The following is a 24,177-nucleotide window of genomic DNA, read 5'->3' on the forward strand; positions in this document are numbered from 1 at the left end:
CCTTATAAATTTTATTTTATCAATTCTAATAGTTAATTTTTTTCTTAAATTTTTTATTAATTTATTTTTCTTAATTTATATTGTTACTTTCTTTCTAATTTTCTTTTAATTGCTATAAATAAACTACCAAAATCTTTAATTATAACATTTCTCTCAAAACATACAATATCTCTAACTAACTTAAAATATAATCTCTTCCTTAAACTTACAAACTCTGTAAAGTCCTTATTTGCTATAAATCCTAACATTCTCAACTCTCACGACTAAGTTTTATTATTTAATACAATATCTTTCCCTCTTTTAAAACATTCCTATGGAATGACCAATTTATTTTTTTGTTAAACTGCTCTTCACTCTCAATAATTGCATTTATAACTACTCCATATTTTAACAACAATTTAGTGCATAAATCAATAACATAATCAAAATCCACATCTCCAACTATCAAAATATCAATATCGCTCTCTTCAGTGTAATCTCCCCTTGCATAACTACCAAATAATATAATTTTTTTAATTCTACCTTTATATTTTGATTTTAATGCATTCACAAACTCTTTTATTGCTTTTTCTTCATTCATAATATCTCCTCTAATGCTTTTTTTATTCTTTCAACAAACATCTCTGCTTCATATACCATTGACTCTGTTTCTTCTTCAGTTGGATTATAAATAGTATAATCTGCTTTCCATCTTAAACTATAACCTTTTGTTATTATTCTCCCATAAATTTCTTCAATATATCCTTCATTAACAAATTACAGTCCAAACATTTTTATGACTCCAGCATGCTTTTTTGGATTAATGTTTTTAGTCAGTAACAATGCTTTTGCAGAATGGAATATTGCATAATAAGCCCTTGCTATTGCATCCCTATATAATTTATTTTCAAATAAAATTTTTGAAGCAGATAAATTTTCCTCTGCAATTTCCATAAGTGCTTGAATCTCTTCCTTTGTATCTTTATTAAGCAAAATTTTCACCGTTTAATAATTGTTGCCATTTAGAATTATTGTTATTTTCTTTCTAATCTTAGGATAAACTAATGATATTATTTCTTATGAGCCATTTCCAATGATATTAAGTTAGTTGCTGAAAATGCTTTTAATTTTTAGGTATTTATAGTGGTGAATCTTCGACCATAATACAATAGTAAAAATAGATAACAATGACATAAACTAATTCCAGAATTTTATCTAGTGTCAGGATATTTTTATTATAAAAAAGAGCTACCTAAATAATTTTTTATAAAACTTCCCAAACTCTCTAATAAAGTTGTCATCAACTTCTATTTTTTCTTTAACTATCTTGGCAATATAGCCATCTACAAACAACATAGATAAAGCAGATGTAAAATTTTTAAATGTTCTTTTTTCCTTGGCTTTTTCAAAATCTATAATATATACTTTGTCCCCAATTAAAAAATGTCTTCCTCCTTGTATTTCCTTATGTTCTATCCCTTCTAAATCCAATATTAATGTTATTTTCAATATATCTTTAACAACTTTTATTAATTCTTCTTTATTAAGCTTATCAACAATCTTTTTTAGTTCTTCTCCATTTATGTATTCCATTATTATATAATTTTTTCCATATGCATAAACCTTAGGAGAAAAATTAAACTTCTCAATCTTTTTTAATATTAAAGCTTCATTTAGTAGATTGTTTTTTGGTGCATCTCTTCTTGGAATCTTTATAGCTACTTCTTTATTTTTATATATTCCTTTTAAAACAACACCCCTATGCCCTTTACCAATAACTCCTAATATTTTTACATTTAGTTTTTTTAACTCTTCAAGAGCACTCTCATCTAAGATATTTTCTATCATTTTTAGCTTTTCCATAGTATCAACTGGAAATATTATATATACACAAAATAACTATTTATTAGTAGTTTTATACTCAAAATATGAAATTGGGTGATAGGTATGTTAAGAGGAAAAGATGCAACATTAGCAGGAATTATAAGAGTAATTATTGAAGAAGAACCAGAAACACAGGATGAGATAGCTGAAAAGTTAGGGATAAGTAGAAGATATGTTGCAAGATTATTAAAGCCATTGATTGATGAGAAGATTGTTAAACATCCTTATGTTGTAGATATGAACAAATTACATAAAACTAATTTAAAATTTGATGATGAACTTCTTTTAAAAGAAATTTTAGGAATTTTTGAAAATATGAAAAATTTTCTAATGAACAACTTAAATTTAGTATATAAAGCTTTAATAGAGAACAACACAAAAATAGCTGAAGAAATCATTTTAAAAGATTACTCTATAAATAAGATGGAAGAAGAAATTAAACTTTTATTAAATACTAATGTACTCAAATATTTGCCAATATCTTATGCAAATACCTACTTAGTTATTGCTTCTAACTTGGAAAGATTAGGGGATTACTTAGCTAATATTGCTGAGGAAATAGTAAAAGGACTTTATATAGATGGAGAATTAAAAATTTTCATAGATAAAATTTTTAAAATCCTAAAAGATATGCTAAATGAAGCTGTTGATATTGTAATAACTAAAAGAAAAGAAACAAAAATTTATGAGTTAGAAGAGGAGTTACACAAAATTTTAAATGAAATGTTAGAATATACACTAAAAAATAAGAGAGATGATTTAAATTTTTATGTTCAGTTGGGAATGTTTTTGAAGGATGTTGAAAGATTTGGAGATAGATGTGTTAATATAGTTGAAGCTGCTTTAGAGCTCTATCATAACATCCCAAGAAATCCTATTCCAGAAAGATTAAAAAGAGGTTTATTATGAGAGAATTTATATTTAAAGCAAATAAAACTATAACATCTCCAAATATAAATTTAAAAGATTTAGCTGGAAGTTGTGGAAGGTTGGATTTATTGTGTAGATGTGTAAGTGATGCCTTCTTTCTTTCTCATGATATTAGAAGAGATGTTATTTTTTATGCTGTCCTTTGTGGGGAACCAAATCCTCCTGTATGTATAAAGTTTGTAGGAAGTGAGCTAAAAAAAGTTTCTCCAGATGAGAGAAATATTGCAATATTTATAAAAAAAGCACTTAAAAAATTTTTAGAGAATGATAATAAAGATGATTGGATTGAATCAACTCCTGGGATATATGTTAAGAGATTAGATTTTAAAAATTTAGTTTTAGAAAAATTAAATGAGGGTAAAGAACTAATCTATCTCCACAAAAATGGAGAAAATATAGAAAATATAAAAGATATAAAAAATCCTGTTTTTATCTTAGGAGACCATATTGGTTTATTAGAAGAGGATGAAGAATTTTTAGAAAATTTAAAAGTTAAGAAAGTATCTGTTTCTCCTTTAGAACTACATGCAAATCATTGTATAACTATAATACACAACTATTTAGATAAACTTACTCAATCAAAATAGAAGCATAACCAACAACAGCAGAGTAATCTCCTGTTATATCCCCAGAGGTTGCATAAGCCAACAACTTAGATTCCTTAGCACCTAAAAGTTTCATAGCTCTAATCATAGCTATTGTTGGACCATAACCACACATAGATATGTTGTATCTATGGACATCTTCATAAAGTTTTTTTTCATCAAAGTTTAATATATCCTTAATAACTAAGCTATCTTTTTCATTTGCAATTTCTTGAGGTTCATAGTGAGATAAATCTGTTGAAGCAATAATAAATACTTTTCTACCTAATTCCTTAGCTATCTTGGCTATAAAATGTCCTACTTCAATAGCTATATCAAAATCTTGGAACATCATAGATATAGGAACTATTTTAAATTTAGCTATTTCTAAGAGCTCTAAATGCTTTAAAAATGGTAGTTGAACCTCAATAGAATGCTCTTTTAAATGGGCTAATTCATCTAAATCAACAATTTCACACTCTTTCCATAACATCTCTATAAATTCCAAATCTGGCTCAATATCCCCCAATGGTGTTCTCCATATAGCATCAGTTACACTTACAGCTGAACCTAAACCTGTATGATTAGGACCTAAAATAATAACAGTTATCTCATCAAAATCTGCTCTTTTAGATAGTTCATAATATGAATGTGCAGCTATTGGTCCAGAGTAAATGTATCCTGCATGAGGACAAACATATCCAGATATTTTATATTTTCCTCCTTTTGTAGGTAGTGAATTAGGTCCTAATTTGTGTAAATAACAGTTCTCTATTAATTCAATTAATTCCTCAGCATCAGAAGGATAGAAGAATCCAGCAACAGCAGGATATCTTATCTTCATAATTATCACTTATTTAAATTTTTAAAAGTCAATATCTCCAAAGTCATCGGCTATATCACTTACTTCATCTTCAACATAATCAATAGCATTATTAATATCTTCATCTATCTCATTAATTACATTTCCTCCATCTTCAACAACATCCTCAATTGCATCAGCTATTAGCTCCCCTGCTACAACACCAGCAGCTACTCCAGCAGCAGTTTCTAAAAACCTACTATTACCATTACCTCTATCAATATAAGCTCCTCCATGATAACCTCTACCAACCATTTGATATCTCTTTTTTCTTCCAAATAATAAGTATCCTATAAATAATCCAATAATAAATATTGCCATAAGCTCTAATATCATCAATACCCCTCCATTGAGATTATTGCTCTAAATTTATATATTACCTTTTACAATATTTAATAATTTGCATTATCTTAATAAAAAATCTTATATAAAAATTAAATAATGTAAATTAACTTAATAACATTTGATGATTTTTATACTACCTAATTTAAAATTTAATTAAAAAAATAAATTTTTGGTGTTATGTATGGAAGAGCAAAGATTGGACTGTCCAATTTGTGGAGCTAAAAATAGCTTTAAGATAATTTCCAATAAAATAGAAATTCCATATTTTGGGCCAGTATTAGAAACTACTATGATTTGTGAAAAGTGTAATTATAGAAGGAGTGATGTAATTCCTTTAGAAGTTAGAGAGCCAAAGAGATACTCTTTAAAAATTAAAGGAGAGGAAGATTTAAATAAAAGAGTTATTAGAAGTTCCTCAGGATATATATTAATTCCTGAGTTGGGAGTAGAGATAACTCCAGGACCATTAGCAGAGAGCTTTATAAGTAATGTTGAAGGAGTTTTAAATAGAGTAGATAATGTTTTACAAACACTAATAAGATGGGCTGAGACAGAAGAACAAAAAGAAAAGGCTGAAAAATTAAGAGAGAAAATAAAAGATATAAAAGAAGGTAAAGATGAAGCTACACTCATAATTTTAGACCCATTGGGGCATAGTGCTATTATAGGGGAAGGTGTTGAAGAAGAACTTTTAAGTGAGGAAGAGATAGAAAAACTAAAAGAAGGAATTAATATAAATATTATTGACAAAGAAAAAGAGAAAAAATAATTTAAAATTTTTTTATTTATTTTTTAATATTTAAAATTTAGAGGATGAAGGTTTATGATTATTGCTATTAGTGGTAAAGGTGGTGTAGGAAAAACTGCATTTACAACATTGTTAATTAAAGCACTCTCTAAAAAGACAAACAATATTTTAGTTGTAGATGCTGACCCTGATTCAAATCTTCCAGACACCTTAGGAGTGGAGGTAGATAAAACTGTTGGTGATATTAGAGAAGAGCTAAAAAAGATGGTAGAAGAAGATAAACCTCTTCCAGGAGGAATGAGTAAGTTAGATTTTTTAAAGAGTAAGATATTTGAGATTTTAGTTGAAACAGATAATTATGATTTATTAGTTATGGGAAGACCAGAGGGTAGTGGGTGTTATTGTAGTGTAAATAATTGGCTTAGGCAAATTATTGACAATCTTTCCTCTTACTATGATTATGTTATTATTGACACTGAGGCAGGTTTAGAGCATTTAAGTAGAAGAACTACTCAAAATGTAGATAAGATGATTGTTGTTACTGACCCTACAAAGAGAGGGTTAAAAACAGCTGAAAGAATAAAAAAATTAGCTAATGAGTTAGAGGTAAAATTTAAAGATATATATGTAGTTGCTAATAAAGTAAAACCTGAAGATAGGGAGTTAATAAAAAAATATGCTGAAGAATTAGGACTAAATCTTTTAGGAATCTTACCATACAATAAGGAGATAGCTGAATATGACTTAAAAGGTATTCCCCTTTGGAATCTACCAGAAGATAATGAAGTATATAAGGAAGTTGAAAAAATAGCTAATAAGTTAATAAAAAATTCCAATTGATGAAATCATGGAGATTGATAAAATTATAGAAGCTGGGAAAATAGCTGCTAAGGTTAGAGAAGAAACAAAAAAATTAATTAAACCAGGGGTTAAACTATTAGATGTTGCTGAATTTGCAGAATCTTTAATAAAAGAGCTTGGTGGTGAGCCAGCTTTTCCTTGTAATATTTCAATAAATGAGATAGCTGCTCATTATACTCCTAAGTTAAATGATGACTTAGTTTTTAGTGATGAAGATATAGTAAAGTTAGATTTAGGAGTTCATATTGATGGATATATAGCTGATACAGCAGTAACTGTTGATTTATCAGGGAAGTATAAAGATTTAGTTAAAGCTTCAGAAGATGCTCTATATACTGTTATCAATGAAATAGAGATTCCTATGAATATTGGTGAGATGGGAAGAATTATCCAAGAAGTTATAGAAAGCTATGGATATAAACCAATATCTAACTTATCTGGACATGTTATGTATAGATATGAACTCCATACAGGAACAAGTATTCCCAATATATATGAAAGAACCAACAAGGTTATAGATGTTGGAGATTTAGTAGCTATTGAGCCATTTGCAACAGATGGTTTTGGAATGGTTAAAGATGGAAATTTAGGAAATATTTATAAGTTTTTAGCTAAAAGACCTATAAGATTACCAACAGCAAAAAAACTTTTAGAAAAAATAGAAAGTAAATATAAGTATTTACCTTTTGCTGAAAGATGGGTTATAAATAATGAAAAAGAGAAATCTGCTTTAAATTCTTTGTTAAGAGCATCAGCTATTTATGGATATCCTATATTAGTTGAAAGAAATAAGGGGATGGTTAGCCAGGCAGAACATACTATATACATAACTGAAAATGATGTTATAATAACTACAAAATAGATTTTAGGAGAGTTATATGAAAATAAAATTTTATAATCGTGAAAGAGAATTAAATTATTTAAAAACTTATGTGCAGTTAGAACCAAATTCTATTTTGTTTGTTTATGGACCTAAATCATCTGGAAAAACAACTGTTATCCTTAGAGTTATTGAAGAGCTATCTAAAAGAGATGATTTGATATTTTTTTATTATGATTTAAGAGAATATGCCACTCCCACAAAAGAAGAGTTTTTAAAGATATTCTTTGAAAAAGGGGATAAAAAATATCTTCTAAATAAATTAGAGATTAATTTAGGAGTGTTTAAGTTTGGAGTTGAGGAAAATATTAATTTTAATAACTTATCTTTAAATGATGTCTTTACTAAAATGAAAGAAAGCATTAAAGAAGTTATTAAAGATGGGAAGAAACCAATTTTAATTATTGATGAACTTCAAAAATTAAAGAATATTTACTTTAATGGAGGTAAATCCCTACTAAATGAGTTGTTTAACTTATTTATCCATTTAACAAAAGTTAGACATCTTTGTCATGTTATTTGTTTGACCTCTGACACATTATTTATTGAGGAAATTTACAGAAATTCAACATTAAAAAATGCCTCAGAATATTATTTAATTGATTGGTTAGAGAAAAAAACAATAAAGGAGATTTTAAAAGAAGAAGGTTTTAATGAGGATGAAATAAACTATTGCTTAAACTATCTTTCTTTACCTTATGAAATCTCTCAACTGATAAATAACAAAAAACTTGGCTTATCTGTTAAAGAAACAATAAAGCAGTGGATTAATATTGAGAAAGATGGATTAATGTTTTTAATTGCAAATATGCCAGATGAATTAGATGAAAATAAAATATATGAAATTTTAAATAAATTTAGAGATAAAATTAAAGTTGAGGACTATGAAATTATTAAAAGAGAGTTAATTAAAGAATTTAAATTTTTAGTGGAAAATGAAATTTTGTTTTATGATGTTGTTAATGGTATAATCAAACCTACCTCAATAATTGAGTGGCATGCTATTAATGAAATAATTGAAAGGGCGTAGCCCTAATGCTTATAAACTAACTTCTATTAAAAAATGGAGTGCAATAAGAGAAGTTATTATAAAAAAGATAATAACTACTCTATAAACCAATACTTCTCTTTTAAAAATTCTAAGAACTTATTTATGTTCTTTTTTGAAAAACCATATTTTTTAGCTACTTTATATATCATCTTTTCAGATTTTGTACCATATTGAGCAGCTTTTTTTGGTCTTAAAGCAATATCTTCTGGAAGATATTTTTTAGCTACATCTCTTAAAATTTTTTTTCTTAACTCTCCTTTTAAGTAACTTTCTGGGAGTGATAAAGAGAAATCTACAAGCTCAGAATCTAAAAAAGGAACTCTTAGTTCAATAGTATTTGCCATACTACAATGGTCATCTCTCTCTAAATTGACCTTATATAAGTTTTTTATATCTTTTATTAGCTCTTCTTTTAAATTTTCTGAATTTTCATGTCTTTTATATCCTCCAAAAATTTCATCTGCTCCCTGTCCTGATAAGACAACCTTTAATTTATCTTCTTTAGCCAACTTAGTAGATAGATAAATAGGAATTCCAACAGATAAGTTCAATAAATTTATGTCATCCAAAGCTTTAACAACTTTAAATAAATGTTCCTCAAATTCATTCTCATTAATTATATATGTTTTTAGCTCTAAATTTAAATAATTAGCAAGTTTTTGAGCATATTTTAAATCTTCACTATCCTCTGTTCCTACTGCATAAAGTGTAGTATTAACATACTTAGAAGAATAATAAGCTATTAAAGAGCTATCTAAACCTCCTGAGCAAATAACTCCTACTCTATCTAAACCTCTAACCCTCTTATATACAGCTTTTTTTAGTATTTTATCTAAATAATCAACAGCTTTATTGTAAGAAATATTCAATTCAGGAGAATTTTTTACAATCTCTTTTTCAATAATTTCATACCTTAAATTATCTAAATAGTAAATTAAATAGCTATTTGGCTTTAATCTTTTTATTTTTGAATTTAAATAATCTAAATCTTTTTTTTCTTTATTTATATTTATTAAGAGATGGTAAAGAGCCTTTCTCTCAGAAGAGAAGGCAAAATATTTATCTGTATCAACATAAAATAGAGGTTTTACACCAAATCTATCTCTACCTAAGATTAAAATATTCTTTTTTTTGTCATATATTGCATATGCATAGTCTCCATCCAATCTATACAATGCTTTATCTTCATAAAGATGTAAAATAACTTCACTATCTGAGTCAGTTTTAAATGTGTGCTCTTTTAGCTCATTCATTATCTCTATGTAGTTATAAATCTCTCCATTACATATAACCCATAAGCTCTCATCTTCATTTGATATAGGTTGTAAATATCTTCCTACTATTGCTAATCTATTATGACCAAAAGAAATAAAAAATGTTTTATCTAACTTTAAATTATCTTTATCCAAACCTTCTTTAAAATAATAGACGTCATCATCAACATATAATCCTGAGCCATCTTTACCTCTATGCTTTAAAATCTTCATCATATCTAAGGAATATCTAACATCTAAACAGCAACCTTTTGCAATAATCCCTGATATTGAGCACATAATTAATCAGCTGATGATTTATGGATGCTTTAGTTATGGCTGGTGGAAAAGGTAGTAGATTAGGCTATGTAGAAAAGCCATTAATAAAAATTGATAATAAGTATTTAATTGATATTGTAATTAATTCTTTATTAAATAGTAGGGAGATAGATAAAATATTTATTGCAACCTCACCTTATACTAAAAACACAAAAAAATATTTACTCTCAAAATATAAAAACTATGACAATATTTTTTTAGTTGATACTTATGGCTTTGGTTTTATTGTAGATATTAACTACTGCTTTAAATATTTTAATAATCCTTTTTTAGTTGTATCTTCTGATATAATTGTAGATAGTGAGACTATCAACAACATTATTAGCTATTTTAAAGGTCTAAATGTTGAAGCTCTTTCTGTGTATATTCCAAAAGATAAATATGTAGGCTCAACTAAACCATATAAAAACTTAGTTCCTGCTGGAATAAATATTCTTTCTCCAAAATGTGGGTATCAAAAGGAGGAAGTATATATATTAGATAGATTAATATTGAACATTAATACAAAATATGATTTAGATTTAGTAAAGTTGGTGATATAATGAAAAAGATGCCTGGAAAATTAATAATTGGGAAGGCAGTTATAGGGGATAAAGGTTCATCATTGGGAGAGTTGAAAGATATTATTTTTGATGAAAAAACTGGAAAAATTGTATCTATTGAAGTTATGCCTTATGAAGGAAGTATTTTAAAAGAACTGTATCCAGAGAGTGAGAAAGTTTTAATTTTATTTAAAGCTGTTAAGTCAATAAAAGATTTTGTTTCAGTATATGAGAAAGAATTAAAACCAGAGAATATTAAGGTGATAGAATAGAATTCACAAAAATGCATAGTTTAGGAAATGATTATGTAGTTGTTAATGAGTTCAAAGAGAAAAAAGTAGATGATAAAGAAAATTTCTCTAAGAGAGTTTGTAGAAGAAAATTCTCTGTTGGAGCTGATGGAGTTATATTTGTTGAAAAATCTGATAAGTATGATGTAAAATTTAGAATTTTTAATGCAGATGGTTCTGAAGCTGAGATGTGTGGTAATGGAATTAGATGCTTTGCTAAATATGTATATGAAAGAGTATTAAAAAAGAATCCTTTATATGTTGAAACAAAAGCAGGTTTAAGAGTTTGTGAGTTGGAGATAGAAGATGATAAAGTAAAGAAAATTAGAGTTTATATGGGAAAAGCTTCATTTAAACCTGAAGATATTCCTCTCTCAATAAATAAAGAGTTGATAAATGAGAAAATAGAAATAAATGGTAGAAAATTTATAGGAACTGCTGTAAGTGTAGGTAATCCACATCTTATAATTTTTGTAGATGACTTAGAAAGTATTAGAAAAGATTTAGATAAAATTGGAAAAGAGTTGGAGAATCATCCTTTATTCCCAAATAGAATAAATGTGCATTTTGTTAAAGTTCTAAATAGGAGAGAGATTAGAATATTAACATGGGAGAGGGGAGTTGGCTATACAATGGCATGTGGAACAGGAGCTACAGCATCAGCTTATGTTTCTCACTATCTAAATAAGACAGATAATAAAGTTGTTGCTCACTTAGATGGAGGAAATTTAGAGATAGAGATAGAAGAAGATGGGATATATATTAAAGGAGATGCACATACTGTCTTTGATGGAAAATTGTTAGATTATTAAAATGTCTAATCAAATTAATTTATTTGTTTATGCTAATGTTCTATAGATAGATTTTTATAGAATTATATAATTTATAATTTTCTTGGATTTTATGTGGCGCGGGGTACCGGGCTTGGTAGCCCGGGGCGGACTTCAGATCCGTCGAGGGCGAGAGCCCTCGGGGTTCGATTCCCCCCCTGCGCCGTCTAAAATTATTTTTGGAATCGTTTATGGAAAAGTTATATTCTAAAGTTGGAGATATATCTAAACTTAAAGAAATTATTAATTCTTTAGAAAATTTTACTGGAATAATTAGGTTAGATAATGCTTTTTTATTTTATAAAAATTCCAAGTTAATAGCCTCTAAATTAAATGATAAAGATGAATCTTTGGAGTATATTATTTCTATTTTGCCAGAAAAGTTTTTAATAGAAGTTTATAAGGTTGATGATGTAGATAATTATTTAAATAACTTTAAAGCTGATGACTTTTTTATTGAAGTATCTAAAATTCCCATTGTAAGGAATAATTCTATTATTATAAATAAATATTCTGACATATATAAATTTATAAATGATAGTAAAGTTATCTTTTATCCAAAGAGATTTAAAAATGAGAAATTTATAGTCATCTATAAAAATAAAAAAGAAATATTTTGTGCATTTTTTGGTAAAAAGGAAATTTTTGGTAGAAGAGCATTATCTAAATTAAAGACAACATTTGCAGTAAGTGAGTTTTTAGTAAAAATAGATAATATAGATGATGAGCAGATTAAAAAACTTAGAGAAGAATTTAATAATAAGGGATTTTTATTTATTGAAGATGATTTTAATAGCTTAATAAAAAAGATAACTCAAAAAGAACCAATAGTTTATGAAAACAAATCTTTAAGTGATGTTTTAGATGATTTATCTTTAATAAAGGTTGTTGGCAGTGATGTGGGATATATTATCTCAAAAAACAAAAAACCTATATATGCATTTTTAAAGGACTATGAAGGTAAGAAATCATATAGATTAATAAAAAGTATGTGTTTAGTTGAGGATGTTAAATTTTATATATATCCATTAACAAAAGAAGAACTTAAAGCTTTTGAAATATTTGAAGATAACAAAATAAAGTAAATTCAATAAAATTTTATATTTTTTCTTATCAGTTCTTTATATTTCTCTTCATCAGGAACTGTTAAAATCTCTTTTGAAGGTAGTTTTATAGAAGCTCTGAATCCATATTTTTTGGCTATTTCAGTTGCTATTTTGTTATATTTATACAACTGATTAAATAATTCTTCATTTAATTCAGCATTGTAATCAGCATACTGCAAACAACAACCTTCTCTCCATAAATGCCTATCTCCCACCTCATGAGCTTTCTCAATTTTTAGATTGTAGTATTCTTGAAGCTTTAATATATCTTCATAAGCCAACCTTATCAATGGTCTAAAAAACAAAAGTTTATATTTTTTTGGAACAGGTGTTAGTTCCATTCTATTATAGATAACATCTCCATACTCTAATCTAAGATAGTTCATAACTGCTCCAACTATTCTATCTAATGCAGAATCTCCTGTTAGTATAACTTTTATATTATTCTCTTTTGCAATATCAGCTGTAAAATCTTTCATAATATTTTTACAAATTCTACAAATACTTCCTCCTTTTGCTCCTTTTATCCTTCTTAATAGTTCTTCACTAATATCTTTATAAATAACTGGAATATCAAATTTTTTTGATAGATATTCTACATTTTTCTTTGCTATTTCCCAGCTCCATCTATGATAAAAATGAACTAAATATTTAACATCAATACCACATTCCAAAGCCAATGCAACAGCAACAGCACTATCTTTTCCACCAGAAACCATAGCAATAGCTTTTTTATCAATATTCTTAAACTGCTCTCTTATCTCATTTTTTAATTGCTCTAAATTATTTAATTTTCTTTTTGTTTTAGTCCATTCTGAAAATTCCATAAAAATTCACTGAATAATATCTTTTAAAATCTCTAAAAACTCTTTAATTTCTTCAAATGTTCCAATAGATATTCTTACATAGTTATCTCCTAAACCTTCAAAAGATGAGCAATCTCTTACAATAACACCTCTTTTTAAAAGTTCTTCACAAAAATCTTTTGACTTCATAGTTTTTAGCTCAACCAACAAGTAGTTTGCCTCAGAAGGATAAACATTAATATCTTTGAATTTTTTAAGTTCTTTGTATAGGTATTCCCTAACTTTTATCCCTTCATTAACACAAAAGTTAAAAAACTTTCTATCTCTTAAAGCTCCTATTGCACCTACTTGGCTCAATCTTGTTAAGCTAAATGTAGGTTTAACTCTCATCATATAACTTATTATATTTTCATTAGCTACTCCATATCCAACTCTTAAACCAGCTAATCCAAATACTTTGGAGAATGTTCTTAAAATTAGGATATTATCATAATCATTAATTTTCTTAGTCCAATCATACTCTTTTTTAGCATACTCAATATATGCATGGTCAATAACAACTAATGAATTTTCTGCCTCTTCAATTATCTTCTTTATATCTTTATTGTCAATTATATTTCCTGTTGGATTATTTGGAGAACATAAAAATATTACCTTAGTTTTATTAGTTATTTGACTCAAAACACTATCAACATCTAACTTAAAATCTTTTTCTTTATCAAACTTAGCAAATCTTATTTTTGCTGAATAAATATCAGCTAATAATCTATATTGTGTAAATGTAGGAATAGGAATAATTACTTCATCATCTTTATCTACAAAAGTTTTAAAAATCACATCTAAAATCTCATCAGCTCCATCACCTCCAACAATTATATTTTTTTCATCAACTCCTAAAAATTTACTTAACTCATTCATTAAAATTGGATTTATTGGCTCTGGATATTGATGGATATTATCTAATTCATCTAAAATTAATTTTTTGGCTAATTCAGAAGAGCCCCAAGGATTCTCATTAGAACCAAGTTTTATAATCTTCTTTAAATTATATCTTCTCATTATTTCCTCTTTTGATTTTCCTGGCACATAAGGTTTTAATTTTTTTACATTTTCTTTAACTTCCATATTTACTCTCCTCCACCAACTGGATATAAACTATTATCAATCTATAATTAAAAAGCTTAATGAATTTTTGAAGTTATTAAAAATTTTGATAACTAAAAATAAATATTTACTCTACACAAATAGAGGTTGTCGAAAAAACATAAAATGTGGAGTAAAGTAATAAAAAATATGAGCAGAGGAAAATACAAAAAAAGACAATGATACTGGAAAATATATGATAGAAAATAGGAAATAATAATATAGTATAGTAATGTTATAATAAACTTTATTTTAGGTATTATAAATAATTTATGTAAAGAAAATCCCAAAAAATCTGAGAATTTTTAATGAAGAGAATATATAAACTTAGAGGGGTCATTAAAGCGAGATTTAGAGGCTTTGAAACAAAAGACAGACTAAAATTAAACGAGAAATTAGAAAAAAGTAAAGACATTTATTTATTATCAACCACAATTTCTCATAATATCTTATCACTTGCTTATATGGTCTAATCTACCAATATTATTAAATTTTTTTCCTTCTTATAATTTTTCGATAACCTCTGCTATACCCAAAGTTTTAAATGAATATGTTTGATTAATTATTAAAAAAATAATTTAATTATTTAAATTTAATTGCTTTTTTTCTACATACCGAATAGCATTCAAAACATCTTATACATTCCATCTGATTTATATTTTCAGTCAATTTTATTTGCATAGGACATTTAAATTCACACAATCTACATTTTACACATCTATCAAAATCTATCCTTAACTTTACTACTGAAATTTTAGAGAATAAACTCAATAATGCTCCAACAGGACAAATATATCTGCAAAAAAATCTTGGAATGTAGAAAGATAGTACCATAAATACTACTAATAAAAATACTCCTAAAACTAACATTTTAAATTTTATTCCAATAACAAATAATATAGTTATCATTACTAATACAAAGTATTTTATATAAATTAGTTTATTGTGAAGTTTATCATCAATTTTTGGAAGTTTTCTTAATTTGGATATTTTGACTCTTAACTTATATGATAAATCAAACAAAAATCCAAATGGACACATCCATCCACAATAAACCCTACCAAATATTAAAGCTAAAACAACAGGAATAACAATCAAATAACTTAGATAAGAATACATAAATCTAATAATACTCAAATTAAACTTATTGACTAATAAGTATCTAATAAAGAATATTGATTGTGAGATTCTTCTAATTGTTTGAAGTTTCATAATCTCTACCATCTCTAAAATTAAATTTATTTTATTTATCTATTTATGTTGCTCTTAATTATAAATAGCTATTTATGTTTATCTCATCCAAATTTGATATAAAAATTCATAAAAAGTAATAAGGTGGTAGTTTGAGATTAGCTATTATAGATTATGAAAGATGTCAGCCAAAAAAATGCTCATTGGAATGTATAAAGTACTGTCCAGGAGTAAGAATGGGAGAGAAAACTATTGAATTAGATGAAAAAACAGGAAAACCTGTAATATCAGAGGTTTTATGTTCAGGATGTGGGATTTGTGTAAAAAAATGTCCATTTAAGGCAATATCAATAATTGGACTTCCTGAAGAGTTAGGAGAGGATAAGATAGTTCATTCCTATGGACAGAATAGATTTAAATTGTTTGGATTAGTTGTGCCAAGAGAGGGTGTAGTTGGAATTATAGGACAGAATGCAATAGGTAAATCTACTGTTATAAGGATTTTAGCTGGAGAATTAATTCCTAATTTAGGAAAGCATGATGAAAATATAAGTTATGATGATGTTATTAAATATTTTAGAGGGACTGAACTACAAAGTTATTTTGAACTTTTAAAAGAAAAAAAGATAAAGCCAATTCATAAAGTTCAGTATGTTGATATTCTACCTAAGGTTGTTAAAGGTAAGGTCGGGGAGTTGTTAAAGAAAGTGGATGAAAAAGGGATGTTTGACTATGTTGTTGAAAAGCTTGAATTAAAAAATATCTTGGATAGAGAGTTGTCTCAACTTTCAGGAGGAGAGTTGCAAAGAGTTGCTATTGCTGCTGCTTATTTAAGAGAAGGAGATATATACTTCTTTGATGAGCCCACATCTTGGTTAGATGTCAAACAAAGGTTTAATATGGCTAAGTTGGTTAGAGAACTCAATAGAGTTGTAGTTGTTGAGCATGACTTAATTGTTTTAGATTACTTATCAGATTTTGTTCATATCATGTATGGAGTTCCAGGAGCTTATGGGATAGTTTCCTTACCTAAAAGTGTAAGAGTTGGAATAAATGAATATCTCTATGGAGAACTAAAAGAGGAAAATATAAGGTTTAGGAAAGAACCTATAATTTTTGAGAAAAGGGCTGTTATTGATTACAAAAATAGACCTACTCTTTTAACTTACTCATCTATAAAAAAGAGTTTAGGAAGTTTTAAGTTGGAAGTTGAAGGAGGAACAATATATAAAGGGGAGGTTATAGGCATTTTAGGACCTAATGGAATAGGTAAAACAACATTTATAAAGTTGTTGGCAAATGTTATAACTCCTGATGAGGGAGAAGTTATTAAAGATAAAGATATTAAAGTATCTTACAAACCTCAGTATATAACTCCTGATTATGATGGAACTGTTGAGGATTTATTATCTCAGGTGGCAAATATACACTCTTCCTACTATAAAACAGAAATATTAAATCCACTTCAATTAGAGAAGTTGTTAGATAGGGAAGTTAAAGAACTCTCAGGAGGAGAGTTGCAAAGAGTTGCTATTGCATTATGTTTAAGTAGAGATGCTGATATCTATTTATTAGATGAGCCCTCTGCTTTCTTAGATATTGAACAAAGATTAGCAGTCTCAAAAGTAATTAGAAGGACAGCAGATGAAAAAGAAGCAGGGATTTTTGTTGTTGACCACGATATTCTCTTCCAAGATTATATATCTGATAGATTTATAGTATTTAGTGGAGAACCAGGAAAGTATGGTAAAGGTAGCTCTCCACTAAATAAAAGAGAAGGTGCTAATAGATTCTTAAAAGAGATGAATGTAACATTTAGAAGAGACCCAGAAACTGGAAGACCAAGGGCTAATAAAGAAGGTAGCCAAAGAGACAAAATACAAAAAGAAAAAGGAGAATACTACTATGAAGAGTAAGAAGGTTTTAGCTGCAGGAACTTTTGATATTCTTCATCCTGGACACTATGAATATTTAAGGTATGCTAAAAGTTTAGGGGATGAGTTAGTTGTTGTTATTGCAAGAGATAAAACAGTTGAAAAAATAAAAGGTAGAAAACCAATAATTCCAGAAGAACAAAGAAGATTTATGGTTGAGGCACTAAAACCAGTTGATAGAGCAATTTTAGGTAGTATAAATAATATGTTTGAACCAATTATTAAAGAAAAGCCTGATATTATAGTTTTAGGTCCTGACCAGGAAACTTTTAAAGAAGAAGAATTAAAACAAAAATTAAAAAATTTTGGTTTAGATGTTGAGGTTGTTAGATTTAAAAATTATATAAGATGTCCATTCCATAGTTCCTATGATATTGTAAAAGAAATATTAAGAAGGTTTAATAAATGCTACCAAGAGAAGAAGCAATAAGAATAATAAAAAAATATATTCCAAGATATAACTTAAATAATGAAGAAGATATAAAAAAACAACTTTTAAGAGAGTTAATTAAGAACAACTTACTAATAAAAACTGATGATAATACATATACACTTCCAACTTATGGAGAATTAATGCATTCTAAGGTTGGAGCTTTAACTGAAAGTATATATAAATTTGCAATTCCTTCAAAAATAAAATTTAAAAATAAACCTAAAATTTTAGATTTATGCTCAGGTTTAACATACAATGCAGTTGCAGCTCTTCATTACAATATTGAGAGTAGAATTGACTTAGTAGAGATTTGTGAAGAAGTTCTTTTCCTTTCTATATTTTTAGATATTCCTTTAAAAGAGCATGAAATTGTTAAAGATAAAATAAGAGAATACTTTTTAAATAAAAGAGGGATTGAATACACATCTTCATATAACAATATAACTGTAAATGTTGTTGATGCAAGAGAATTTATTAAATCAAAAAGATTAGAGTATGATGTTATTTTTCATGATGCTTTCTCTCCTAAAAGAGACCCTACATTATACACCTTAAATTTTTTAAATAATTTATATAAATCTATGAAAAAGAATTCAGTTTTATTGTCTTATTCATCCTCTATCCCATTCAGAGCTGGTTTGGTTGAAAGCAACTTCTATATAACTGAGGAAAAAAGTATAGGGAGAAAAAGAGGAATTACTTTGGCATATAAAAACTATAATGAAGGTAGAATAAATTTAGTGGATGAAAGAGTTATAGCTTTATCTATCAATTCAATTCCTTATATAGGGAATGAGAAAGAAGAAATTATTAAAAATAGAGAAAAACTGAAAGAGAAATTAAAAGATAAGCTTATAAAAATGAATAAATATATATCCACAAAAAGAATTAAGAGAGGAGCTATTCCAGAGCATATTTTAGATATTCAGAAAGAAAATTTAAACTCAACACTAATTATAAAAAAGATAAGAGAATACTATTTTAATGAGAGTAGTATTTTAAATATACTGGTGGAAGAATGAAAGTTAAAGATTTAATGGATAAAAATTTTGTTAAGATTTATGAGGATTATAGAATTATTGATGCAATAGAAAAACTAAAAAAGAAAAAAAGATTTTCTGCACCAATATTAAATAAAGAAGATAAATTAATTGGGTGGATAACTACTTTAGAATTGTTGGGATTAAAAGAAAAAGAATTTAATGAAAATATAACTAAAATTATGCTTCCTAAGGAAGATGTTATTTATGTTTATGAAGATGATGAAGCAAGAGATGTAGTTTTAAAGTTTGTTAAATATAAAGTTGTTAGTATTCCTGTATTGTCAAGAGATGGTAGAGTTGTAGGAATGGTTAGAAATTGTGATATTGTTAAGACATTAGCTAAGCTTTATGAGATTCCTGTCTATAAAATTTTTAAAGAGCTCCATAACTATCTTAAAGATGTTAGTTGGGAAGAATTAATGGAAGCAGCTGCAATAGTAACAAAGAAAACAACTGGGAAAGATATAACTCCAAAAGAATATGAGGAAATAATTAAAAAAACAACATTTGGAAAAGCTATATGGGAATGTGGAGGTTTAGAGAAGTTCTTTGTTGGATTAGTTGAGATTGGAATGGTTGCATTAGCAAGAAAATTGGCAAAAGCCAGAGGGAAAAAAGCATGAATATTAAAGAGGAATTAGAAAAAATAATTTATAGAAAAGATTATGATTTATGGAAATTCTTAGAGAAAGCTTATGAGAAAAATATAAAGTTGGATTTTGGTCATTTTATCCTTTTAAATATTTTAATTGGAATAAATGAATTATATTCTAAATTAATAGAAAAGTATGGAAAAGACAAAGCCAAAGAGATTTTAGAAAATTCAGATATTTTTGTAAAAAATACTGACTTTATTTCAGGAGAATTTTTAAAGAGTTATATAAATAGAAAGAGTAGAGTGGCTGTTCATAATAGAATTAGTGATTTAAAAAAATTAGGTTTTGTTATAGAGAGTAAAACTGGCCCTTATGGAGGCTATAAGTTAATAGACACTCCAGAATGGTTTAAAAATTAAAGGTGGGATTTTGGACATTTTAATAGTTAATGATGATGGAATATATTCTCCTTCATTAGTTTCTCTTTACAAAGCTTTAAAAGAAAAATTTAAAAATGCAAATATAACAATAGTAGCTCCAACAAATCAGCAGAGTGGTATTGGGAGGGCTATAAGTTTATTTGAGCCATTAAGAATGACTAAGGTAAAGTTAGATAAAGATATCTATGGTTATGCTGTTTCAGGAACTCCAACAGATTGTGTTATCTTAGGAATATATCAAATCTTAAAGAAAGTTCCTGATTTGGTTATATCTGGAATAAACATAGGTGAAAATTTAGGAACTGAAATTATGACCTCTGGAACATTAGGAGCAGCTTTTGAAGCAGCACATCATGGAGCTAAGGCATTAGCTTCTTCATTACAAATGACTACTGATGACTTTAAATTTAGTGAGTTATCTATTCCAATAGATTTTACAATTCCTGCTAAAATAACAGCTGAGATTGCTGAAAAATATTTAAAATATGATTTACCTTGTGATGTCTTAAATTTAAATATTCCTGAAAAAGCTAATTTAAATACACCAGTTGAAATTACAAGATTAGCTAAAAAAATGTACTCTACACATGTAGAAGAGAGAAAAGACCCAAGAGGTAGGCCATACTATTGGATAGATGGATATCCAATTTTTGAAGAAGAGGAAGATACTGATGTATATGTTCTAAGAAGAAAAGGACATATATCCATAACCCCACTAACATTAGATACAACAATAAAAAATATAGATGAATTTAGAAAAAAATATAAAGATATTTTAAAAATTTAAATTTTTGTGGAATGTTATGCTAAAAACTGAAAATTTATCAGTTGGTTATGGAAATTATGTAGTTATAAAAGATATAAATTTAGAAATTAATAAAGGAGAAATATTATGTATAATTGGGCCTAATGGAGCAGGAAAATCAACATTATTAAAGACAATTGCATCTTACTTAAAACCATTAAGTGGAGTTGTATATTTAAATGGAAAGATTGTTCATAATTTAAAACCAAAAGATTTAGCCAAAGAAATGGCTGTAGTTTTGACTGAAAGAGTAAATCCTGGAAATTTAACAGGATTTGATATTATAGCCATTGGAAGATATCCATATACTGATATATTTGGACGATTATCAAAAAGAGATAAAGAAATAATATATGAAAGCGCCAAATTAGTAAATGCTACTCATTTGTTAGAAAAAAATTTCTTTGAAATGAGTGATGGAGAAAAACAAAAAATTATGATTGCAAGAGCTTTAGCTCAAGAGCCTAAAATTTTAATCTTAGATGAACCAACTACTTTTTTAGATGCTAATCATAAGATAGAGATAACTCTGTTGTTAAGAAAATTAGCAACTGAAAAAAAATTAGCAATAATTGTAACACTTCATGATATTGAGCTGGCTTTAAGGATTGCTGATAAGATGGTGCTAATTAAAGACAATAAAATTATGGCTTATGGTTATCCTGAAAATATTATGAAAAGAGAAACTGTAAATAAACTTTATGATTTGAAAAGAGCAAATTATTCAGAGATTATTGGATATTTTGAATTAAAATCAAACCCAAAAAAAGATTTAAAAATTTTTGTTATTTGTGGAGGGGGTAGTGGAGCCAATGTTTTGAGATATTTAGTAAAAAATGGATATAATGTAGTAGTTGGAGTTTTACATAAAAATGATGCTGATTATTTTATAGCTGAAACAATGAACTTAAAAATCATTGAAGAAGATGCATATAATCCAATTACTGATGAAAATTTTGATAAAGCTGTAAATGAAATAAAAACATGTGATATAGTAGTTTGCACTAATTTTCCAATAGGTGAAATAAATAAAAAAAATTTAGAGCTTATTGAAATAAGTAAAAAATTAGGGAAAAAAATTATTTTTTATGATGGAGATATTTCAGTATTTAAAAATGTTCTAAAATAATAATTATTTATAGTAATTTTTGGTGTATTTATGAAATTCAAAAGATACATAGTATTGCTAATAATTCTAAATATTGTGCTGGTTATACTTTCAATTTATAGTATATTATTAGGTACTATTCCTATAAAAAGTGGAGAATTATTTAACTATCTATTAAAAGGTACTACTGGAAACATTATTAAAGATAAAATAATAGGTATATTAAGATTACCAAGAACTATTGGAGCAATAACTGCTGGAATGGCTATTGCATTAGCTGGTGTTTTAATGCAAGGATATTTTAGAAATCCATTAGCAGACCCTTATTTAATGGGAGTTGCCAGTGGAGCATCATTAGGAACTGTTCTATATATATTTACCAGCACACTTTTTAAATTTGGAATTCCACACAATATATATGGTTTTATCATTTCAGCATATATTGGTTCTATAATAACAATGTATATTGTAATAAATATTGCAAAGATTGTTAAACAACTCTCAACATTATTAATTTGTGGATTAATGATTGGAGCAGTAGTTTCAGGGCTTACTACAATTGTTATATATTTGAATAGCTATTTTAGTGGAGAGAATCATAATTTATCAAGCTATTTAGTATGGGAAATGGGTTCAGTAAGTAATTTAACATGGGATATGATAATATTAATGGCTATAATAATTTTTCCAGTTTCTGTAATAACCTATATTTTCTTATCAAAAAAATTAGATGCCTATTTATTAGGAGAATACTATGCATTAAGTGTTGGTATTGATACAAAATATTTAAGAAAATGGCTAATTATTCTATCTTGTATTTTAACTGCAACAGTTGTTGCTTTTACAGGACCTATTGCATTTATTGGAGTAATATGTCCTATAATTGCAAGATTAATTTGTGGAACTTCAAAACATGTCTATGTAATTCCAATAGCTATGCTTTTAGGAGCAATATTTTTAGTTTTTGCAGATATATTAACAAGACCTGGAGTTTTAATTCCATTATCATCAAATCCATTACCCTTACTTTGTCCATTGTCAATTGTTGGAGCTCCAATTGCTATTTTTATATATCTAAAAACAAGAAAAGGGACTATAAATGAATAGAATTAAAACTATTCTAATTTTGTTGATATTTTCACTAATATTGCCTATTTTTGCATTATATTATAGTGGAAATACTGGATATATCTCCTTCAATGATATTGTTAATTTTATATTAAAAGGAACTACAGGTAATGAGTTTAAAGATTTTATAATAAAGGATATTAGATTACCACCAATAATTGGGGCTATTCTCATTGGACTAACATTATCTACTGCTGGTTTAATGTTACAAATATTATTTAGAAATTTGTTAGTGTCTCCATATACAACTGGCATATCTTCTGGAGTTTTAATGGTTGTTGCAATAGTTATATTTATAGATTCTTTATCTCATATACTCAAACTAATTTTTGGAAATAATTTTATTTTAGTTGCTGGATGGTGTGGTGGAGTATTCTCAATGATTTTATTAATTATTATTGCTTTAAGAGTTAGAAGCACAAATGATATTATAATTGTTTCCTTACTACTCAGTTATTTATTTTTAGGAGTAAGGTCATATCTTATTGCCAATGCTGAGGAGTTAAAAGTTCATGAATACTGGGAATTTTCAATTGGGTCATTGTCTAAAATAACATTAAATGATATAGTTCCAATGGTCATTTGTACAGTTATATTTATTGTTGGAGTTATATTTCTAATAAAATCTTTAAATGCATTATTATTTGGAGAAAATTATGCTAAAAGTTTTGGATTGGATATAAAAAAGACTAGAATTCTAATATTATTTTTTGCATCTTTTATAACAGGTTCAATAATTCCATATGTGGGCTTAATTCCCTTTGTTGGACTAATTGCTCCATACTTAGCAAGGCCTTTAATAAAAACTTCAGATAATAGATATTTAGTGCCAACAACAATGCTTTTAGGAGTTATATTAATGATTGTATGTTACCTTATCTCGTTAAAATATTATGTGCTATTTTCTTATATTTTTGGAATAAAAAAATATGGCTCTCCTTTACCAATTGCATCTGTTTTAGATATATTAGGTGGATTGTTAGTTGTGTATTTGGTTTATAAAGGTGAAAAGAAAATAATTATTTCTTAAATAAGCTAAATTTTAAATACTACCAAATTATTAATA

Annotated in this window: 29 protein-coding genes and 1 tRNA gene; 20 read left to right on the plus strand and 10 right to left on the minus strand. The window is 27.0% G+C overall.

The window, feature by feature from the left end:
• Positions 1 to 83 precede the first annotated feature (83 nt).
• The 4 genes from ACPB8Q_RS06985 to ACPB8Q_RS07000 all read right to left on the minus strand — a co-directional run bounded on the left by ACPB8Q_RS06985 (position 84) and on the right by ACPB8Q_RS07000 (position 1,842).
• A complete protein-coding gene (locus ACPB8Q_RS06985) occupies positions 84 to 248 on the minus strand; it encodes a hypothetical protein (protein ID WP_423792461.1) in 165 nt (54 codons plus the stop codon).
• Positions 249 to 277: 29 nt separating this feature from the next.
• Positions 278 to 580, minus strand: coding sequence for a nucleotidyltransferase domain-containing protein (locus ACPB8Q_RS06990; RefSeq protein ID WP_423792462.1), 303 nt, complete (start codon positions 578 to 580; stop codon positions 278 to 280).
• A gap of 176 nt (positions 581 to 756) precedes the next feature.
• The gene (locus ACPB8Q_RS06995; protein WP_423792463.1) at positions 757 to 981 is read right to left on the minus strand and encodes a HEPN domain-containing protein; all 225 of its coding nucleotides are present in this window, start codon (positions 979 to 981) and stop codon (positions 757 to 759) included.
• A 246-nt stretch (positions 982 to 1,227) separates the two neighbouring features.
• Positions 1,228 to 1,842 (minus strand): protein kinase, encoded by a 615-nt coding sequence (locus ACPB8Q_RS07000; protein ID WP_423792464.1) that lies wholly within the window; start codon positions 1,840 to 1,842, stop codon positions 1,228 to 1,230.
• A gap of 84 nt (positions 1,843 to 1,926) precedes the next feature.
• Here ACPB8Q_RS07000 and ACPB8Q_RS07005 point away from each other — a divergent pair, with 84 nt between their 5' ends.
• Both ACPB8Q_RS07005 and trmY read left to right on the plus strand, forming a co-directional pair.
• A complete protein-coding gene (locus ACPB8Q_RS07005; protein WP_423792465.1) occupies positions 1,927 to 2,772 on the plus strand; it encodes a phosphate signaling complex PhoU family protein in 846 nt (281 codons plus the stop codon).
• A complete protein-coding gene (gene trmY, locus ACPB8Q_RS07010; protein WP_423792466.1) occupies positions 2,769 to 3,380 on the plus strand; it encodes a tRNA (pseudouridine(54)-N(1))-methyltransferase TrmY in 612 nt (203 codons plus the stop codon). The genes ACPB8Q_RS07005 and trmY overlap by 4 nt, the downstream gene beginning before the upstream one ends.
• Here trmY and ACPB8Q_RS07015 read toward each other — a convergent pair.
• Positions 3,364 to 4,221, minus strand: coding sequence for an MEMO1 family protein (locus tag ACPB8Q_RS07015; RefSeq protein ID WP_423792467.1), 858 nt, complete (start codon positions 4,219 to 4,221; stop codon positions 3,364 to 3,366). The two genes, trmY and ACPB8Q_RS07015, sit on opposite strands and share 17 nt — an antisense overlap.
• 21 nt (positions 4,222 to 4,242) lie before the next feature.
• A complete protein-coding gene (locus tag ACPB8Q_RS07020; RefSeq protein WP_423792468.1) occupies positions 4,243 to 4,575 on the minus strand; it encodes a hypothetical protein in 333 nt (110 codons plus the stop codon).
• A gap of 190 nt (positions 4,576 to 4,765) precedes the next feature.
• On the opposite strand from ACPB8Q_RS07020, the gene ACPB8Q_RS07025 reads away from it, so the two are divergent.
• From ACPB8Q_RS07025 to ACPB8Q_RS07040, 4 genes are read left to right on the plus strand one after another with little or no spacing between them, the layout of a single operon-like run.
• Complete coding sequence (locus ACPB8Q_RS07025; RefSeq protein ID WP_423792469.1) at positions 4,766 to 5,353, plus strand: ZPR1 zinc finger domain-containing protein; 588 nt, start codon at positions 4,766 to 4,768, stop codon at positions 5,351 to 5,353.
• Between the two features lie 54 nt (positions 5,354 to 5,407).
• Complete coding sequence (locus ACPB8Q_RS07030) at positions 5,408 to 6,172, plus strand: AAA family ATPase (RefSeq protein WP_423792470.1); 765 nt, start codon at positions 5,408 to 5,410, stop codon at positions 6,170 to 6,172.
• A gap of 7 nt (positions 6,173 to 6,179) precedes the next feature.
• Positions 6,180 to 7,055 (plus strand): type II methionyl aminopeptidase, encoded by an 876-nt coding sequence (gene map / locus ACPB8Q_RS07035; protein WP_423792471.1) that lies wholly within the window; start codon positions 6,180 to 6,182, stop codon positions 7,053 to 7,055.
• A gap of 22 nt (positions 7,056 to 7,077) precedes the next feature.
• Complete coding sequence (locus ACPB8Q_RS07040; protein ID WP_423793429.1) at positions 7,078 to 8,103, plus strand: ATP-binding protein; 1,026 nt, start codon at positions 7,078 to 7,080, stop codon at positions 8,101 to 8,103.
• Positions 8,104 to 8,177: 74 nt separating this feature from the next.
• On the opposite strand, the gene asnB is transcribed toward ACPB8Q_RS07040, so the two are convergent.
• Positions 8,178 to 9,677, minus strand: a complete 1,500-nt coding sequence (gene asnB, locus ACPB8Q_RS07045) for an asparagine synthetase B family protein (RefSeq protein ID WP_423792472.1) — start codon at positions 9,675 to 9,677, stop codon at positions 8,178 to 8,180.
• 20 nt (positions 9,678 to 9,697) lie between these two features.
• Here asnB and ACPB8Q_RS07050 point away from each other — a divergent pair, with 20 nt between their 5' ends.
• The 5 genes from ACPB8Q_RS07050 (at position 9,698) to ACPB8Q_RS07070 (ending at position 12,463) form a co-directional block, all read left to right on the plus strand.
• On the plus strand, positions 9,698 to 10,258 hold the full coding sequence (locus tag ACPB8Q_RS07050) for an NTP transferase domain-containing protein (protein ID WP_423792473.1): 561 nt from the start codon (positions 9,698 to 9,700) through the stop codon (positions 10,256 to 10,258).
• Positions 10,258 to 10,530 (plus strand): PRC-barrel domain-containing protein, encoded by a 273-nt coding sequence (locus ACPB8Q_RS07055; RefSeq protein WP_423792474.1) that lies wholly within the window; start codon positions 10,258 to 10,260, stop codon positions 10,528 to 10,530. The genes ACPB8Q_RS07050 and ACPB8Q_RS07055 overlap by 1 nt, the downstream gene beginning before the upstream one ends.
• Positions 10,527 to 11,360, plus strand: a complete 834-nt coding sequence (gene dapF / locus ACPB8Q_RS07060; RefSeq protein WP_423793430.1) for a diaminopimelate epimerase — start codon at positions 10,527 to 10,529, stop codon at positions 11,358 to 11,360. Before ACPB8Q_RS07055 ends, dapF begins: the two co-directional genes overlap by 4 nt.
• Before the next feature lie 95 nt (positions 11,361 to 11,455).
• Positions 11,456 to 11,544: transfer RNA gene (locus ACPB8Q_RS07065), tRNA-Sec, on the plus strand.
• Positions 11,545 to 11,569: 25 nt separating this feature from the next.
• Positions 11,570 to 12,463, plus strand: coding sequence for a hypothetical protein (locus ACPB8Q_RS07070; protein ID WP_423792475.1), 894 nt, complete (start codon positions 11,570 to 11,572; stop codon positions 12,461 to 12,463).
• A 2-nt stretch (positions 12,464 to 12,465) separates the two neighbouring features.
• Here ACPB8Q_RS07070 and ACPB8Q_RS07075 read toward each other — a convergent pair whose 3' ends face one another.
• From ACPB8Q_RS07075 to ACPB8Q_RS07085, 3 genes are all read right to left on the minus strand, one after another.
• Complete coding sequence (locus ACPB8Q_RS07075) at positions 12,466 to 13,311, minus strand: ATP-binding protein (RefSeq protein WP_423792476.1); 846 nt, start codon at positions 13,309 to 13,311, stop codon at positions 12,466 to 12,468.
• 6 nt (positions 13,312 to 13,317) lie between these two features.
• Entirely contained in the window at positions 13,318 to 14,415 is a 1,098-nt protein-coding gene (gene hisC / locus ACPB8Q_RS07080; RefSeq protein ID WP_423792477.1) for a histidinol-phosphate transaminase, read from the minus strand.
• Between the two features lie 600 nt (positions 14,416 to 15,015).
• Positions 15,016 to 15,657: a 4Fe-4S binding protein gene (locus tag ACPB8Q_RS07085; RefSeq protein ID WP_423792478.1), complete on the minus strand. Its 642-nt coding sequence runs from the start codon at positions 15,655 to 15,657 to the stop codon at positions 15,016 to 15,018.
• Positions 15,658 to 15,776: 119 nt separating this feature from the next.
• Here ACPB8Q_RS07085 and ACPB8Q_RS07090 point away from each other — a divergent pair, with 119 nt between their 5' ends.
• The 9 genes from ACPB8Q_RS07090 to ACPB8Q_RS07130 are packed head-to-tail and all read left to right on the plus strand — an operon-like array spanning position 15,777 to position 24,141.
• Complete coding sequence (locus ACPB8Q_RS07090; RefSeq protein ID WP_423792479.1) at positions 15,777 to 17,540, plus strand: ATP-binding cassette domain-containing protein; 1,764 nt, start codon at positions 15,777 to 15,779, stop codon at positions 17,538 to 17,540.
• Positions 17,530 to 17,988 carry an adenylyltransferase/cytidyltransferase family protein gene (locus ACPB8Q_RS07095; protein WP_423792480.1) on the plus strand — a complete coding sequence of 153 codons (459 nt, stop codon included), beginning with the start codon at positions 17,530 to 17,532 and terminating at the stop codon, positions 17,986 to 17,988. Before ACPB8Q_RS07090 ends, ACPB8Q_RS07095 begins: the two co-directional genes overlap by 11 nt.
• On the plus strand, positions 17,964 to 19,013 hold the full coding sequence (locus ACPB8Q_RS07100) for an MnmC family methyltransferase (RefSeq protein WP_423792481.1): 1,050 nt from the start codon (positions 17,964 to 17,966) through the stop codon (positions 19,011 to 19,013). The genes ACPB8Q_RS07095 and ACPB8Q_RS07100 overlap by 25 nt, the downstream gene beginning before the upstream one ends.
• Positions 19,010 to 19,657 carry an HPP family protein gene (locus tag ACPB8Q_RS07105; RefSeq protein WP_423792482.1) on the plus strand — a complete coding sequence of 216 codons (648 nt, stop codon included), beginning with the start codon at positions 19,010 to 19,012 and terminating at the stop codon, positions 19,655 to 19,657. Before ACPB8Q_RS07100 ends, ACPB8Q_RS07105 begins: the two co-directional genes overlap by 4 nt.
• Positions 19,654 to 20,049: an HTH domain-containing protein gene (locus tag ACPB8Q_RS07110; protein ID WP_423792483.1), complete on the plus strand. Its 396-nt coding sequence runs from the start codon at positions 19,654 to 19,656 to the stop codon at positions 20,047 to 20,049. Before ACPB8Q_RS07105 ends, ACPB8Q_RS07110 begins: the two co-directional genes overlap by 4 nt.
• A 10-nt stretch (positions 20,050 to 20,059) precedes the next feature.
• Positions 20,060 to 20,857 (plus strand): 5'/3'-nucleotidase SurE, encoded by a 798-nt coding sequence (gene surE / locus ACPB8Q_RS07115; protein WP_423792484.1) that lies wholly within the window; start codon positions 20,060 to 20,062, stop codon positions 20,855 to 20,857.
• 16 nt (positions 20,858 to 20,873) lie between these two features.
• Positions 20,874 to 22,004 carry an ABC transporter ATP-binding protein gene (locus ACPB8Q_RS07120; protein WP_423792485.1) on the plus strand — a complete coding sequence of 377 codons (1,131 nt, stop codon included), beginning with the start codon at positions 20,874 to 20,876 and terminating at the stop codon, positions 22,002 to 22,004.
• Positions 22,005 to 22,034: 30 nt separating this feature from the next.
• Positions 22,035 to 23,090, plus strand: a complete 1,056-nt coding sequence (locus ACPB8Q_RS07125; RefSeq protein WP_423792486.1) for a FecCD family ABC transporter permease — start codon at positions 22,035 to 22,037, stop codon at positions 23,088 to 23,090.
• Entirely contained in the window at positions 23,083 to 24,141 is a 1,059-nt protein-coding gene (locus tag ACPB8Q_RS07130) for a FecCD family ABC transporter permease (RefSeq protein ID WP_423792487.1), read from the plus strand. Before ACPB8Q_RS07125 ends, ACPB8Q_RS07130 begins: the two co-directional genes overlap by 8 nt.
• The last annotated feature ends 36 nt before the right edge of the window (positions 24,142 to 24,177 follow it).

The sequence above is a fragment of the Methanocaldococcus indicus genome (assembly GCF_049554935.1).
GTDB classification, from domain to species: Archaea; AGJL01; Methanococci; order Methanococcales; family Methanocaldococcaceae; genus Methanocaldococcus; species Methanocaldococcus indicus.